This is a genomic window from Spirosoma knui, from assembly GCF_054780635.1.
This window is the reverse complement of the sequence record NZ_BAAGVY010000012.1, coordinates 241,514-256,855: the sequence shown is the minus strand read 5'-3', so window position 1 is coordinate 256,855 and position 15,342 is coordinate 241,514. Positions and strand designations below refer to the sequence as shown.

11 protein-coding genes are annotated in these 15,342 nt (G+C 53.2%); 5 read left to right on the top strand and 6 right to left on the bottom strand.

Annotated elements, in window-relative coordinates; genetic code table 11:
• Positions 1-214: 214 nt before the first annotated feature.
• From ACYVIY_RS22930 to ACYVIY_RS22910, 5 genes are all read right to left on the bottom strand, one after another.
• Positions 215-1,498 (bottom strand): acetyl-CoA hydrolase/transferase family protein, encoded by a 1,284-nt coding sequence (locus ACYVIY_RS22930; RefSeq protein WP_460978755.1) that lies wholly within the window; start codon positions 1,496-1,498, stop codon positions 215-217.
• Between the two features lie 97 nt (positions 1,499-1,595).
• Positions 1,596-2,012 carry a DUF2267 domain-containing protein gene (locus ACYVIY_RS22925; RefSeq protein ID WP_460978754.1) on the bottom strand — a complete coding sequence of 139 codons (417 nt, stop codon included), beginning with the start codon at positions 2,010-2,012 and terminating at the stop codon, positions 1,596-1,598.
• A gap of 63 nt (positions 2,013-2,075) precedes the next feature.
• Complete coding sequence (locus ACYVIY_RS22920; RefSeq protein WP_460978753.1) at positions 2,076-3,485, bottom strand: GH1 family beta-glucosidase; 1,410 nt, start codon at positions 3,483-3,485, stop codon at positions 2,076-2,078.
• Between the two features lie 175 nt (positions 3,486-3,660).
• The gene (locus ACYVIY_RS22915) at positions 3,661-4,059 is read right to left on the bottom strand and encodes a hypothetical protein (RefSeq protein WP_460978752.1); all 399 of its coding nucleotides are present in this window, start codon (positions 4,057-4,059) and stop codon (positions 3,661-3,663) included.
• Positions 4,060-4,178: 119 nt separating this feature from the next.
• Positions 4,179-5,204 (bottom strand): bile acid:sodium symporter family protein, encoded by a 1,026-nt coding sequence (locus tag ACYVIY_RS22910; RefSeq protein WP_460978750.1) that lies wholly within the window; start codon positions 5,202-5,204, stop codon positions 4,179-4,181.
• Between the two features lie 219 nt (positions 5,205-5,423).
• On the opposite strand from ACYVIY_RS22910, the gene ACYVIY_RS22905 reads away from it, so the two are divergent.
• From ACYVIY_RS22905 to ACYVIY_RS22885, 5 genes are all read left to right on the top strand, one after another.
• A complete protein-coding gene (locus ACYVIY_RS22905) occupies positions 5,424-6,707 on the top strand; it encodes an Hsp70 family protein (RefSeq protein WP_460978749.1) in 1,284 nt (427 codons plus the stop codon).
• Positions 6,708-6,819: 112 nt separating this feature from the next.
• Positions 6,820-7,875 (top strand): PA14 domain-containing protein, encoded by a 1,056-nt coding sequence (locus ACYVIY_RS22900; RefSeq protein ID WP_460978748.1) that lies wholly within the window; start codon positions 6,820-6,822, stop codon positions 7,873-7,875.
• A gap of 72 nt (positions 7,876-7,947) precedes the next feature.
• Positions 7,948-8,508 (top strand): hypothetical protein, encoded by a 561-nt coding sequence (locus ACYVIY_RS22895; RefSeq protein WP_460978747.1) that lies wholly within the window; start codon positions 7,948-7,950, stop codon positions 8,506-8,508.
• Between the two features lie 220 nt (positions 8,509-8,728).
• Entirely contained in the window at positions 8,729-11,212 is a 2,484-nt protein-coding gene (locus tag ACYVIY_RS22890; RefSeq protein WP_460978746.1) for a hypothetical protein, read from the top strand.
• A gap of 97 nt (positions 11,213-11,309) precedes the next feature.
• On the top strand, positions 11,310-11,762 hold the full coding sequence (locus ACYVIY_RS22885; RefSeq protein ID WP_460978745.1) for a RidA family protein: 453 nt from the start codon (positions 11,310-11,312) through the stop codon (positions 11,760-11,762).
• Between the two features lie 70 nt (positions 11,763-11,832).
• Here ACYVIY_RS22885 and ACYVIY_RS22880 read toward each other — a convergent pair whose 3' ends face one another.
• Positions 11,833-15,216, bottom strand: a complete 3,384-nt coding sequence (locus ACYVIY_RS22880; protein ID WP_460978759.1) for a methylmalonyl-CoA mutase family protein — start codon at positions 15,214-15,216, stop codon at positions 11,833-11,835.
• Between the last annotated feature and the right edge of the window lie 126 nt (positions 15,217-15,342).

Here is a 15,342-nt window from a genome sequence, read left to right as displayed (position 1 = left end):
GGTGCACCCACCCAGTAAGTATTCTCGTACGGCTCTTTGTCGTTTGTTCATGTTACAGCTCAGTTGCGGGCTGTAAACCTATTCTAGGACATGACATACTACGATTATTGCTCATCTCCTCGCTTACTGGCTGTCATGTGACGGAGTTTACGCAGGGTCGCCTGAACGGTCGGTCGCTGCCGTATGAAACAGCAAACGTACCCGTCTTTAGTGTTTACAGGCTACCAAACCGAGCGAAGGCCTGGCGCTCTAATTCTTCGCGGTGATCGGGGTGGGCGATGTTGATAAGCGCCCGGGCGCGCTGGCGCAGATTCTGACCGTATAGATCCGCAATACCGTACTCCGTGACAATGTAATGAACGTGCGCCCGTGTCGTCGTTACGCCCGCACCTTCTTTCAGAAAGGGCACAATCTTGCTCAGCCCTTTGCTCGTTACCGACGGTAAGGCAATAATCGGTTTGCCGCCTTCCGACAGCGACGCTCCGCGCACAAAATCCATCTGGCCACCCACGCCTGAATACTGGTACGTACCGATCGTGTCAGCGCAGACCTGGCCGGTTATATCAATTTCGATCGCGGAATTAATGGCCGTCACTTTGGGGTTACGCCGGATGATGGACGTATCGTTGGTGTAGCTGGCTTGTTTCATGGCCACGCCGGGGTTGTCGTTAATAAAATCATAGACTCGCTGGCTGCCCATTACGAAGGCCGATACGATCCGGTGGGGCAGCACAGTCTTGTGCTCGCCCGTGATAACGCCCCGCTCTACCAGGTCGATTACCCCATCCGAGAACATCTCGGTATGAATACCCAGCCCTTTATGGTGTATTAGTTCAGCTAACGTAGCGTTCGGAATGCCGCCAATGCCGAGCTGAAGCGTGGCTCCGTCCTCGACCAGGCTGGCTACGTATTGCCCAATCTTGCGGTCTTCGGCGCTGATTTCACCGGGCAACACTTCGTAGATCGGCTCGTCAACTTCAACTGCGGCATGGAGCATACTCACCGGAATCAGCCCATCACCATGCGTCCGGGGAACCCGCGGGTTGATTTGAGCAATAATGTATTTGGCCGATTGAATAGCGGCTAACGATACGTCGACGGAGGGGCCGAGTGAGCAGTAGCCGTGCTGGTCGGGCGGAGAAACCTGAATGAGCGCTACGTCGATCGGCAGAATATTTCGCTTGAACAGTAAGGGAACCTCGCTTAGAAACACCGGGACGTAATCACCAATGCCCTGGTTCAACTGTTTCCGCATGTTGGCGCCAATGAAGAACGAGTTGGCCCGGAAGGAATCGCGGTATTGCGCATCCAGATAGGGTAGTGGACCTTCGGTATGAATGTGGCACACTTCAACATCTTTCAGTTCGCTGGCTCGCCCGACCATCGCGTTGATCAGAACGTGCGGGGTTTGCGCAACACTGTGAATGAATACGCGGTTGCCGGATTGGATAGCCGTTACAGCTTGTTCTGGGGTAGTAAGAGGAAGTATAGTTGGCATAGGTTGGCAAATAAACAAGAATACTGTACAATGAATACTGATTGTCGCTTCCAGTTCGGCTGACATTACTCATTGCACAGTATCCACTGTTCATTCATTATGAATTGGACGCGTTTTCCGAGGTTGAAACGGAGTCGAAAAGGGGAGCATAATCCTCCGACAGCGTCACTTTCAACTTGTGCAGTTCACCCTCGGTGATCATCGAGCTGAACAACTGCATGAACTGCTGGGTATAACGCTGGCCCGTTTCCTGGTCGGCACCTACTTTATCGGCCACGCGATCGTAGAACTCGGTTAGCTTAAAGCGTTGGCCCTGATCCCGTTCTTCCGGGTTAATTTCACGGATGATATCCAGCAGTGGACCCGGTAGCTGAGCCCCCAGGTTGTCGGCGGCATTACCTGCCAGGTGTTCGGTTAATGTATGCAGAAACGCACGGGTAATGTCGAGCACTTCCTGCTCAGAATCAACGCCAAGTTTCTGTTTGGCCTCATGAATAAATTCGGGGTATTGCATAACGTTGGTCAGTTTATGTATGCTGAACAACTCCCTGACTAGCGGTGAGGTTTGAAAAAAGCGTTAGTGGCTTTGGTGGCCGACCCAATCATGTGTATCCGTTAACAGCTGTTGAAACCAGCGACCCGACGCTTTGACGATCCGTTGCTGCGTTCGGAAATCAACATACACTAACCCAAAGCGGGGGCGGTAGCCTTCGGCCCACTCGAAGTTATCCAAAAAGGTCCAGGCGAAATAGCCCTCCACCGGAAAGCCTTCCTGCTTGGCCCGCAGTACGTTCCGCAGGTAATTCTGGTGGTACTCCCGACGGGCTACGTCGTTCACTTCGCCGTTGTGCACGGTATCGTAAAAAGCGGCCCCGCTCTCAGTAATATATATTTTTTTGACGTCCGCGTACTGCCCGAACTGGCGAATGACGCGGTACATACTTTCGGGATAGACTTCCCAGCCCATTTCCGTAATGGTCTGCACCCCTCTACGCAACGGCGATACGTCTTTGGCCCACAGGTAGGGCATAAAATACGATTGCTCGACCACGGCCCGGAAGTAGTGTTGCAGGCCAATGAAATCAAAGTCGAACGCCATCCGTTCCATGTCGCCCGGTTTTGCAACCTTTTTAGCAATACCACCCAGAAAGGGCAGTTCGCGGGTCGGATACCCAAGCCCAAGCACCGGTTCAATAAATAACCGGTTCAGCAGGGCATCGACACGAGCCGCAGCCGCCTGATCGCGCGGAGAATCGGTAAACGGGTCGATGGGTGAGCAGGAAAAGGTAGTTCCAACATGCGCATCCGGTACGTTCTGTCGAACAATCCGACCCCCTTCGGCCTGGGCTAAAGCCGTATGGTGAATAACGGGCAACAAACTTCGGAAGCTCCGTCGGCCGGGCGCGTGCTGCCCGGTGAAATAGCCCAGTACCGAAAACGCCAGCGGTTCGTTTAGAATGATCCAGTGCTTTACCTTATGGCCGAACGCTTTGGTGCAGATATCGACGTAATGGGCGAACCAGGCAACGATGTTGCGATTTGGCCAGCCACCCTGATTTTCGAGCGCCTGCGGCAGATCCCAGTGGTAAAGCGTAATCCAGGGCGTAATACCCAGTTCCAGGCATTTATCAATCAGGCGGTCGTAAAAAGCCAGTCCGGCTTCGTTGATCCGTCCGGTTCCGTCAGGTAAAATCCGGGGCCAGGCCAGCGAGAACCGGAATGCGTCAAAGCCCATCGCTTTGTGAAGCTGTAAGTCGGACTCGTATCGGTCGTAGAATTCACAGGCGATGTCGGCATGTTCGCCGGTCTTGATTTTGCCTTTCTGATGACAGAACGTATCCCATACAGAAGGACCTCGTCCGTCGCGGTCAACGGCTCCTTCAATCTGATAAGCGGCTGTGGCGGTACCCCAGGTGAACGAAGGACCAAACGCCTGGCGGTTCAGATCAAGACCAAGGGGTGTAAAGGAAGATAGATTAGCGGACAAGAGTACTCAGAAAGGAACGCTCAAAAATACTGGTTTGTCCCAAAAGACAATGCCTGAACGGATTTGTTAACATATCCATTCAGGCATTGTTCCACAGGGCTAAGAAGCGGTTTACGTGAATCGCTTTGGCTACCTAAGGCCATGGCTTGTCAGCTCAAACCGGTTCTAGCTCCAATTAACCCCGGCGTCCGAACGGCGCGTTACGTGGAGCCGGGCCATATTGTTGTTGCTGGGCGAATAGCCGATCGCGCTGCGCGGATGTCAGGACGGCCAGCATATCCTGCCGTTTGCGAAGCTGAAGCTGACGGTAGCCATCGGGTGTTAGACGGGACGTAGCAAACATCCGGTCGTAATTATCTTCAATCTTATGGAGCTGCTTTTCCTGACGGCGGCTAAGGCCCACGATCGCATCGATCCGATCAATTTTCAGATCGTCCTGGCGCTGATCGCGGTCGTTTCGCGTTCCGCCGTATTGAGGACGATTGTCGTAGGGTCTTGAATAAACGCCTTGAGCAAAGGTTACGGTGGTTGTCAGGGCGAAGAATGTAAGGGCGGCTGCGATTGTCTTTTTCATGATCAGTACGTTGTTTTTGTGCGTTACTGATTCTTAGAGGCATCCGGGGCCGCTGCGTTTAATGACCCGATAGACCTGATTCGCTGAATGCCTTTTTCGAGTTGCTGAAGGCGTAAGAACTACTTCTGAACGGTCTTTGTTTGGGCAGAATCGGGTTGCTGGTTCGCCATGCTCTGCGCCAGAATGCTGGCGACGATGAGCTGCAGGGCGTGGTACACCATAATTGGCAGCAAGGCAATGCCGGCCAGGTTACCGGGAAAAAGTACGTTGGCCATCACGCTCCCCTGCACGAGCGACTTTTTGGACCCACAAAACAAGGCCGTGATCCGGTCTTCGCGGTTAAAGCCCAATACGCGGCTGACCAACGTAACAAAGCCAAAAATAAGAAAGAACAGGCCGAGCATAAGGGCGGCCAGCCACAACAAATCCGCGGCCGAGTAGTTAGCGAACAGATTCAGGTGGAACGATTCGCTGAAGGCCGTGTATACAATGAGTAAGATTGTGACCTGATCAAAATAGCGCAGATACGTCTTGTTGCGTTCGGCAAACCACCCGAGCCGACGGTTGAGCAGAAGCCCCAGTACAACGGGCACAAGGACCTGCAAAGTAAGCTTACCGATTACCCCACCGAGATCATACTGGCCACCGGTCGTGCTGGCCAAGACAAACCCCATCCAGATCGGCGTAATGAACACCCCAATCAGGCTGGAAATACTGGCGTTGAAAATAGCGGCTGGCAGATTCCCCCGGGCAATGGAAACCATTACCACCGACGACGAAACTGTGGACGGTAACGCAGCCACGTAGAAGATACCCAGCCAGAGTAGCTCCGTTTCGGGTGTCAACAGCAACGCACGGGCGGCCAGCACGACCGCCGGAAAAACGACGAAGGTGGTCAGGTGAATGACCAGGTGAAGGCGGTAGTTCCGTAAACCGGCCTTGAGTTGCTCGAAATTTAACCGCAGACCGTAGAAGAAGAAGATTAACGATACGCCATAGTTCGCCAGCGCCGACAGCGAAAACGGCCCCTTCTGAATACCCGGCTCCGGTAAGATTTTAGCCAGGCCAATCATAGCCAGTAACGCCAGAATGAACCAGTCGAGGCCCACGCGGGCTAACAGAGAACGTAATGAAGAGGTTGCCATACGAACGCTTAACCGGCCGTAGCCCGGTTTCGTTTGAAAAAGGCCATCTCGGTGTGGATACGACACGACCACTTACTGGACGGAACCGAAAAACCGAAGCAGCGGATATCATCAGATACTTAATTCGCGTACATTTGCGCTCTTTTTTCCTGTTGCGTCCGTTCTAAGCACTACCGGGAGTGCAGGTTGGATTGGGGCAGGCCCGTTATTTGAAGAAGCATGTCAACACATTCTTGCGGAATTGATTTTGGGACGTCCAACACGACGATAGCCATCGATCTGAACGGTGAAATCACGCTGGTACCGGTTGAGCAAACCCACGTAACCATTCCCAGCGCCATTTTCTTTCAGCAGATCAGCAATAAACCTGTTTATGGCCGGGCGGCTATCCAGTCGTTTTTCGATCGGCAGGACGGGCGGTTCATGCGAAGCTTAAAGCGGGTACTCGGTACGTCGCTGATGAAGCAAGGGACGCTGGTAAACGGGGCGTCTATGAATTTTGCATCGATTATCACCGCTTTTCTCAAACACCTGAAAGATCAGGCAGACGTACTGGCCGGAGATTCTATCGAGAATGTGGTCATGGGTCGCCCGGTTCACTTTGTCGATAACGACCCCAAAGCAGACGCCCAGGCCCAGGCCGAACTTACTGCTATTGCGCAGCGCATGGGATTCAAGTCGATCGAGTTCCAGTTCGAACCAATTGCCGCAGCGTTCGCCCACGAATCCCGTATCCAGGGCGAAAAGCTGGCCATAGTTGCCGATTTGGGCGGGGGTACCTCGGACTTCACCATTATCAAATTATCAAATCGATACGTATCAAAGGCCGATCGGTCGTCCGATATCCTAGCTAACACGGGCGTTCGGGTCGGCGGAAATGACTTCGATAAAGCCTTAAGTCTGGCGGCTATTATGCCTGAACTGGGGTACCGGAGCACCTATGGCGCCAAGCAGCTAGATGTTCCGCTGAAACCGTATCACGATCTGGCCGAATGGAGCAAGGTAAACTTTCTCTATACGCCTAAACTGATCATGCAGATCCGGCAAATCCTCCATGAATCGCACGACAAAAAGCGCTACAAACGCCTGCTGAACGTCTTAGAACGCGAAACAGGACATTTGCTGCTGTCGGCCGCCGAAGATGCAAAGATTGCGCTCTCCGCGCAGAGCCAATACAACGCTACGTTCGACTTCATTGAGGACGGTTTTTCGACGCTCATCGAGCGCAGTCTGTTCGAGTCGTCGATAGAAGATGACGTTGAGCGGATTTCCGAGGCTGCCAGAAAGTGTCTGCAAGCGGCTGGCGTACCTGCGTCAGCTATCGACCTGATTATCCTGACGGGGGGCTCAACTGAAGTGCAATCCGTACAAACGACCTTGAAGCAACTCTTTCCTGATGCAGCCATTGCCGACCAGAATAAACTGTCGAGCGTTGGCCGGGGTCTGGGCTATGCCAGCCGGACTAAATTCGGCCCACAGACTGTGCCCCAGCTTACTACGTAATGATATTGGTCGGAAGGCCGTTACAGAGACATTTCGTTAAAAAAACGTAATTAGCCGCAGGGGCTACGAAAGCCGTTTCTGAAATGCTCATCTTTGTTACAAAGGCGTATGGATGAAACGGCTGATAGGCGTCATGTTCTTGGTCGGGTGCTTACTCGCTACCCCGGTAACCGCTCAGACGGGGTTAAAAGGAGAGTATTTCATTGGGGTAAACTTCGCCCGTAAGGTCGGCAGCCGCATCGACCGTCAGCTCAATTTCAACTGGAGCGAAGGCAGTCCCGCCCGGGGAATCCCCCATTCGTATTATTCCATTCGCTGGACTGGTAAATTACTCGCACCCGTTACGGGCGTATACCGGTTTTACGCCAACGTGGATGACGGAATCCGGTTATGGATTGATAATCAGCTGGTGATCGAGTCATGGCAACTGAACGATTTTCAGGGCTACATGGGGCAGATCAAGCTACAGGCCGGTCGCTATTATTCGTTTCGGGTCGATTACTTCAATGATATGCTGGGCGGTGAGTTGCAGCTTTACTGGGAGCGGCCTGATGCCAAACCGCCCGTTCTGGACCGGTACACGAAACGACCCGTGGGTGATATTATTCCGGCTACGTATTTCTACCAGAAAGAGCCCTCTGTTGCCTTGGCTACGATTCCATCTAAACCAGCAGTCCCTAAGCCAGTTGCAATTGCGAAAGTTACTCCGGTCAGACCCCTTTCAAAGAAGCCGCTTGTAACCCGGTCCACTTCTGTAACCACCAACTCGACGGTACCTCCTGCTTCGATTAGTCAGACCGCTACCAATTCGGCGCTGCCTATTGAGCGAGGAACCACGTTTAGTTTGCCGCGTGTTCAGTTCGAGCAGAGTAGCTACGTCCTGCTAGCCGAATCCGCCCTTGATCTTGATAAACTGGCTGCGGCATTGACGGCCAATCCAACCTGGCAACTTGTGATCGCCGGGCATACCGACGCGATCGGTGATGCGCGTTTGAATCAGGCGTTATCTGAAAACAGAGCTAAAGTTGTAGCGCACTACCTGATCCGGAAAGGCATTGCTGATTCCCGAATCACCAGCGTCGGGTACGGGGGAAGTCGGCCCATCGCCGACAACGCCCGCGAAACGGAACGGGCGAAGAACCGGCGGGTTGAGTTCACCATCCGGTAATCCCGAAAGCCTTACGATAGATCTACAAGCACAGACTGCTGCTTGATTCGTGATTAGTCTGTAATCTTGTTTATGATTTCGACCCGAACTCGTCTCCCCCTTATCGCTCGCTTGCGAATTGGCCACGTCGTTGCGGCCAGTATTCTCATCAGCCTGCTAGGTGGGTTTGTCAACTTCCGTCCGGCAAATCGTAATCCAACCGCATCTGTAGTTGAAATCGCTCAGGCGAGTGGGTGGCGTTACGAAAACAAAGATGGTACTGTTCATAAAGCGACGCTGACATCGACTAACGAATTCAAACTGACTTACCCCTTTACTGGCGGAACGCCCGTTACGTTAACTATTCGTGCCAAGGGCGGCAATACGTATGTATATCTGGAAGTAGCAAAGGGAACGTTTACCCGCAGCTTCCAAAGTGGCAAGGCACGTATTCGGTTTGATAGCCGGCCCCCCGTTACATATGCCTTATCGGCCGCTGCCAACGGCCGGGCCAATATTGTCTTTTTCGACCAGGAACAACGGTTAATTAAGCAGCTAAAAACAGCCCGGACAATGAGCGTTCAACTTCAGTTTGCGGGCCAGAACCAATCCGAACTGCGTTTCAATACGGCGGGTTTACGCTGGAACCTCTAATGACAGTGGGTAATCTGCTGTCGTGCAAGGTGTTATTCAGCTCAAGCTACATAGTTACGTCATGCTCTAGACGAATTACTGGCTGCTTCACAGCTATTCATACTGCTATCTATTATCGACTTATAGGTGTGTCTAGTTCATAAAATGTATAACTGAATATACTGTTTAGCATCATTATTGTGGCCTTTTATATAAAAGTATATATAAGCGCTATAATACAGTGATTCTTTATAAACGTATCCTACTGGTTGCGATTAATCTAGTACACGTATGGCTAATTGGCGGGTCTTTCCCGGCGTTGGCTCAGCTTAAAGTCACCCATCCCGTTAGTCGGATGGTTCTGCAACGTAGCGCCAACAACCAGGCTTCGGTACAGATTGCAGGTAGTTACCATCAATTTGTAGACGTAGTTGAAGCGCGGGCGGTAGCCCGAAAGGCCGGGCAGGGAACCACCACGGCCTGGACAACGATACAGACAAATCCAACGAATGGCCAGTTCAGCGGGCGTATTGACGTAACGGGCGGCTGGTATACCCTTCAGGTGCGGGGCTGGAACGGGGGAAATTTGGTCGGAATTGATTCGGTCGATCGCGTTGGGGTCGGCGAGGTGTTTGCCGTCATGGGCCATTCGAACGCGCAGGGATCGAGTTGTATCATCAGTGGCGTTGATAAATGTCCAACCATCGACGGGGCCAGTGACGACCGGGTAACAGTCGTCGCGCTGGATCAAAGTACCAGCCAGTTTCAGCAGTATCTTACCACCGCCGATACACGTTACTTACCCGGATTAGCGTTTAGTCAGTTGCTTACGCGCAGTGGCAGCGCTCCGTTTGCTCAGGAAGCATGGCTATGGGGCCGCATGGGTGACGAACTGGTGAAGCGGATTAACGTACCCGTGTTGATTTACAACGCCGGGTTTGGGGGAAGCAACATGCAACAGACGTACTGGGCGGCATACGACATTCCGTTTGAGCACTTTTTTATTCGGTATGACCTACGGATGCCGTATGCAAATCTGCGCAACCTGATGAACCTCTACGTACCGTCGACGGGAATACGGGCGGTATTGATTCAGCACGGAGAAAACGACCGGAGTAACCCGGCCGATTCGACGTATAAATATTACGCCGGGGTCATTGATAAACTGCGAACGGAATTTAACAAGCCGAACCTTGGGGTTATCGTTGCCTACTCGTCTTTCGTGAGCGGGCGCTTTGAGAATGTGCGGTCGGCGCAGTACCAGATCATCAACCGGACGGGGTATAACGCCTTTCAGGGACCCGACCTCGACAATATAAACGCGCAGGCCGACCGGCCGGATGGAATTCACTTTTCGCCGACTGGGCAGGCTAAGGCGGGTGATTTATGGGCCACGGCCATTCATTCGGTGTATGCCTCCAGCAACCCGTATCTGGCGGAAAGTCAGCCGCTCGTAGCGATACAATGCGCTGACTCGAATCAGCTCACGCTAAGTCAGCCCTCAGCTTATCAGTACAGATGGAGCACCGGCAGTACGGGTCAGCGCCTGACAGTTGGCGCTGGTACCTATTCGGCCCGCGTTAAAGACAGTCTGAACCGAATATTCTTTCCGCCTGCGGTCGTTGTGCCGACAACAATTACCCCTGCTTCGCCCGTTCTGTCCAGCGACAACGGCACCTGGGCCATCTGCCGAAGTTCAGGTTTAAAGTTAACCTCATCGTATACCGGGTTAAACACCTGGAGCACTGGCCTTAGCTCGTCCTCTATTGTGGTCACGGAGCCGGGTGTTTACACGGTGCAGGCGAAAAACCCGGTCTATGGTTGTTTGTCCGGTGTTGTCTCGCAAACGGTTACGCGGGCACCCGTTGATCTGGGCCTAAGCCTTGAGACGACCAGACGTATCGTTATGGTACAGGATACGGTGCGGTTTCGGCTCCTGCTACAAAACAAAAGCGACTGCGATGCCGGAGCCGTAACGGTGCAAAGCCGCCTGCCGGCCAATGTGGATTTTGTTTCCACCAGCGACCCTGTAACGGTAGCGGATGGTGTCGTTCGGGCTACTGTACCGGGTATACCGGCCGGATCGGTGGTTACTGTCGAGTACGTAACTCGTCTGGAAGCGGCCGGTACGTATCGCACCTCCGCTGAACTAATCGCTTCGACCAATACCGACCTGAATGCCACCCCAAACAATGGTACGGCCAACGGGGAAGATGATGAAGCGCTGGCGGACGTACGAACAACGGCTACGAGTGCTGCCCTATACAAATCGCCAAATCCTGACCAACGACCTTTACCGCCCGTTCAGTCGAATCAGCCCGTTCCAGACTCTTCCAAGGCTGATCTTAGTGTACAGGTTCAGTTAAGTCGCCAGGTGTTACGTGTCAACCAGCAGGTAGATGTTATTCTGACGGTCAGGAATCAGGGGGCGCTTACGGCCACCGCCGTTGGCGTGCGAAACGTCTTGCCTGCGGGTTTGATTTTTGTCAGTTCAGCGTCGGGTATGCAGGCAAACGGGACGGGGGTCAATGGCACGATCGGGCAGATACCGCCTGGGGAGTCGGTTAGTCTGACGTTCACCGCCAACGTAACGACCAGCGGTTTGTTTACGAATCGGGTTCAGATTATGAGCGTCGATCAGGCCGATCCGGATTCCGTACCCGGCAATGGATACGACAATGGAGAAGATGATCAGGCCAACGTAACGCTGCGGGCAGTTCAGTAGATGGCGGACTGGTGTGCTTTTTCCGGAAGTACGCCGTCAACTTACTTATAGAAGTAATCAATAGACCACAACCGTTGATCAACAAAGCGATTTTATCATGAATAAGCTTCTTCTGAGTTTTCTGATTAGCCTGACCTTAATTGGGTGTAGTCAGGCACAACCTAATGAGACGCCCCAGTTGCCCAGCGGGTATCTCTACGAAGTGCAGCCCACAATGCCCGGCCAGAAAATATACGTTTGTGGAGAGCGGCCCCTGAACTCGAAAGGCGAGTTAGTCGGCTCGGGAGACCTGAGCCAGCAGACGAGGCAGGTTTTTGACAATATTATAGCATCGCTCAAAACGGTGAATATGACGCTCAGCAACGTAAACCAGGTGACGTATTCCGTCAAGGGGGCGTCCGATAAAGTAGACCCCAGCGCAGTACAGACGTTAAACGCGGTGGCGGCAACCTATTTTCCGCAAAACCCTAAAATTGTCGACATGAAGAGCGTATCGATGATTGCCCGCGAGGATATTCTGATTGAAATCGAGGTGATTGCGGTCAAATAGATCATTTGTTGTCCTTAAGTCATAGGTTTTGATGACCATCAATGACTTAAGGACAACAAATGACTGGTACTTACATATTGCGCCGATACTGACCGCCTACCGCGTACAAAGCGTTGGACAGCTGACCCAGTGAACAAACTTTAGTCGCTTCCATCAGGCTTTCGAAGAGGTTGCCATTGGCCAGAGCCGTAGCCTGCAAATCCGCCAGTGCCTTATCCGCTTCGGCCTGGTTCCGCTCCTGGTACAGGCGGCACGACTCGACCTGCTCTCGTTTTTCTTCGTCTGTCGACCGGATGACCTCGGCTGGCACCAGCGTTGGCGAACCGTTGGGGTCCAGGAACGTATTGACGCCGACAATGGGAAGCTGACCGTTGTGCTTCAACGTTTCGTAATACATCGACTCTTCCTGGATCTTGCTGCGCTGGTACATCCGTTCCATCGCGCCCAGCACTCCACCGCGTTCGTTAATGGCCAGAAACTCCTGATAAACGGCTTCTTCAACCAGATCGGTCAGCTCCTCGACTACAAACGCGCCCTGCAACGGATTTTCGTTTTTGGTTAAACCAAATTCGCGGTTAATAATCAACTGAATGGCCATCGCTCGACGTACCGACTCTTCCGTAGGCGTGGTGATGGCTTCGTCATAGGCGTTGGTATGCAGAGAGTTACAGTTGTCGTAAATCGCCAGCAGCGCCTGTAAGGTCGTACGGATGTCGTTGAAGGCAATTTCCTGCGCGTGCAGACTACGGCCCGAGGTTTGAATGTGGTACTTCAGTTTCTGCGACCGGTCGTTGGCCTTATACTTATGTTTCATGGCTTTCGCCCAGATGCGCCGGGCTACTCGTCCCAGTACCGTATATTCGGGGTCCATGCCGTTCGAGAAGAAGAACGATAGATTCGGCGCAAAGTCGTCAACGCGCATTCCCCGGCTTAAATAGTACTCCACAAACGTGAAACCATTCGACAACGTAAAGGCGAGCTGAGAAATTGGATTCGCTCCGGCTTCGGCAATATGGTAACCGGAGATCGAGACGGAATAGAAATTCTGCACCCGATTGTCCGTGAAATACTGCTGAATATCCCCCATCATCTTCAGGGCAAACTCGGTCGAGAAAATGCAGGTATTCTGCGCCTGATCTTCTTTCAAAATATCGGCCTGCACCGTACCGCGCACCTTGCGAAGCGTGTCGGCTTTAATCTGTTCGTAAACCTCGCGCGGTAGCACCTTGTCACCGGTTGTCCCCAGCAGCATCAGCCCCAACCCATTATTGCCCTCAGGTAGGGGACCATTGTAGCGGGTAGGGGGCTTGGGGCTTAGGGCATGGGGTAGCTGCGTTTCTCCCTGATCCTTGCTCTGTGCACCTTGCTCACGCAACCACTTTTCACACTGTTGATCGATGGCCGCATTCAGGAAGAAGCCCAGCAGCATCGGCGCAGGGCCGTTAATGGTCATCGACACCGACGTAGCGGGGTCGCAGAGATCGAAGCCGGAGTAAAGTTTTTTGGCATCGTCGAGCGTACAGACACTGACACCCGAGTTACCGATCTTTCCAAAAATATCGGGGCGCATGGCCGGATCTTCGCCGTAGAGCGTAACGGAGTCGAAAGCCGTGGAAAGCCGTTTGGCGGGCAGGCCTTTCGATACGTAGTGGAATCGGCGGTTTGTTCGTTCGGGGCCACCTTCGCCGGCAAACATCCGGGTAGGGTCTTCGCCCTCACGTTTAAGGGGAAACACGCCGGCCGCATACGGAAACTCACCCGGTACGTTCTCCGTCAGCAACCAGCGTAAAATATCGCCCCAGTCGTGGTATTTGGGCAGGCTTACTTTCGGTATTTTCAGATGAGAAAGCGTTTCCGAGTACAGCGGTTGCCGGATGATTTTGTCGCGAACGTTGAACTCGTAAAACTCAGCCGTGTAGCGCTGCTGCATCTCCGGCCACTGCTGTAGCAAGGCGCGGCATTCGGCATTGAGCCGGGTTTCAAGGGAAGCATATATCTTCTGTAGCTCTTCTTTTAAAGCGCCTTCAGCGATAACTTTTAACGTACCGTCAATCTGATACAACTGCCGGGCCAGGGTCGTCTGCTCCGTCACGAACTCGGCGTATCGTCGGCTTTCTTCCACAATCTCGGCCAGGTAACGAACCCGATCGGCCGGGATGATGGCGGAGGGCTGACTTTGGGTTTCGGATGACGGATTGGCTTCATCGGGAATCTGAAATCCTAAGTTTGACATCAGCCGGGTGAAGAGGGTGTTCATCCCCGCATCGTTAAACTGAGCCGCAATGGTTCCGATAATGGGCAAGTCTTCATCGGCATTATCCCACAGGTTGTGGTTCCGGCGGTATTGCTTGCGAACATCGCGCAGGGCATCGAGCGAGCCGCGTTTATCGAATTTATTGATGGCGATTACGTCGGCAAAGTCCAGCATGTCGATTTTTTCGAGCTGGGTGGCCGCACCGTATTCTGCCGTCATTACGTAAAGTGTCTTGTCGGCGTGTTCGGTAATTTCGGTGTCTGACTGCCCGATGCCCGACGTCTCCACAATGATCAGGTCGAAGTGAGCGGCTTTGCACACGTCGATGGCATCCTGTACGTGGCGGCTGAGGGCCAGATTCGACTGCCGCGTTGCCAGCGACCGCATGTAAACTCGCACCGGCGCACCGGCTGGGGGAGTGATGGCATTCATCCGAATCCGGTCGCCGAGCAAAGCACCACCCGTCTTGCGTTTGGATGGGTCGACGGAGATGATGGCCAGCGTTTTATCCGGAAAGGTTCGCAGGAAACGTAACACCAGTTCATCGACCAGCGACGATTTACCGGCCCCGCCCGTTCCGGTGATGCCGAGTACGGGGCTTGAGAGCACCGACGAATGAGCGAACGAACGAGCCGTTTGCCGGTACTGTTCGGGGGCATTCTCGGCGGTGGTGATCAACCGGGCAATGCAGTTGGGATCGTCGCGCAGCGAGGTCTCTGCCGATAGCTCCGAAGCTGGTAATTCGAAATCGCACTGCTGAAGCAAGTCGTTGATCATGCCCTGTAAACCCATCGCCCGGCCGTCGTCGGGGCTGTAGATGCGCGTAATACCGTAGGCGTGCAGCTCCTTAATTTCAGAAGGCAGGATGGTGCCGCCCCCGCCCCCGAAAATTTTGATGTGTCCGGCTCCGCGTTCGTTGAGCAGGTCATACATATACTTGAAGAACTCCAGGTGGCCACCCTGATAACTGGTAACGGCAATGCCCTGCACGTCTTCCTGAATGGCACAGTCGACAATTTCGGCCACCGACCGGTTGTGGCCCAGGTGAATAACCTCGGCTCCCGATGCCTGCATCAGGCGACGCATGAGGTTGATAGCAGCATCGTGCCCGTCGAAGAGCGAAGCGGCCGTAACAAGTCTGATTTTATGCGTCCAGCCGGGAGTCGCTGGTGATTCGGATTTAGCGGGTTGAGCAATCATATTGATGAAGTATACGAAAAAGAAAGACGGAAAGGCAAACCGGTGCATCAAACATCGTGGATAAGCCTTCTTGTTCGTTGTCTGTTTTTCTCAAAGTTACGAAGCAAAGCGGAATGCGTTTCATCT

What these genes read in the sequence shown, in the direction of transcription:
- ACYVIY_RS22925 (WP_460978754.1), bottom strand. Translation starts at nt 2,012, where the DNA reads ATGCAATACCCCGAATTTATTCATGAGGCCAAACAGAAACTTGGCGTT.
- ACYVIY_RS22930 (WP_460978755.1), bottom strand. Translation starts at nt 1,498, where the DNA reads ATGCCAACTATACTTCCTCTTACTACCCCAGAACAAGCTGTAACGGCT.
- ACYVIY_RS22900 (WP_460978748.1), top strand. Translation starts at nt 6,820, where the DNA reads ATGAAACGGCTGATAGGCGTCATGTTCTTGGTCGGGTGCTTACTCGCT.
- ACYVIY_RS22885 (WP_460978745.1), top strand. Translation starts at nt 11,310, where the DNA reads ATGAATAAGCTTCTTCTGAGTTTTCTGATTAGCCTGACCTTAATTGGG.
- ACYVIY_RS22915 (WP_460978752.1), bottom strand. Translation starts at nt 4,059, where the DNA reads ATGAAAAAGACAATCGCAGCCGCCCTTACATTCTTCGCCCTGACAACC.
- ACYVIY_RS22895 (WP_460978747.1), top strand. Translation starts at nt 7,948, where the DNA reads ATGATTTCGACCCGAACTCGTCTCCCCCTTATCGCTCGCTTGCGAATT.
- ACYVIY_RS22910 (WP_460978750.1), bottom strand. Translation starts at nt 5,204, where the DNA reads ATGGCAACCTCTTCATTACGTTCTCTGTTAGCCCGCGTGGGCCTCGAC.
- ACYVIY_RS22880 (WP_460978759.1), bottom strand. Translation starts at nt 15,216, where the DNA reads ATGATTGCTCAACCCGCTAAATCCGAATCACCAGCGACTCCCGGCTGG.
- ACYVIY_RS22905 (WP_460978749.1), top strand. Translation starts at nt 5,424, where the DNA reads ATGTCAACACATTCTTGCGGAATTGATTTTGGGACGTCCAACACGACG.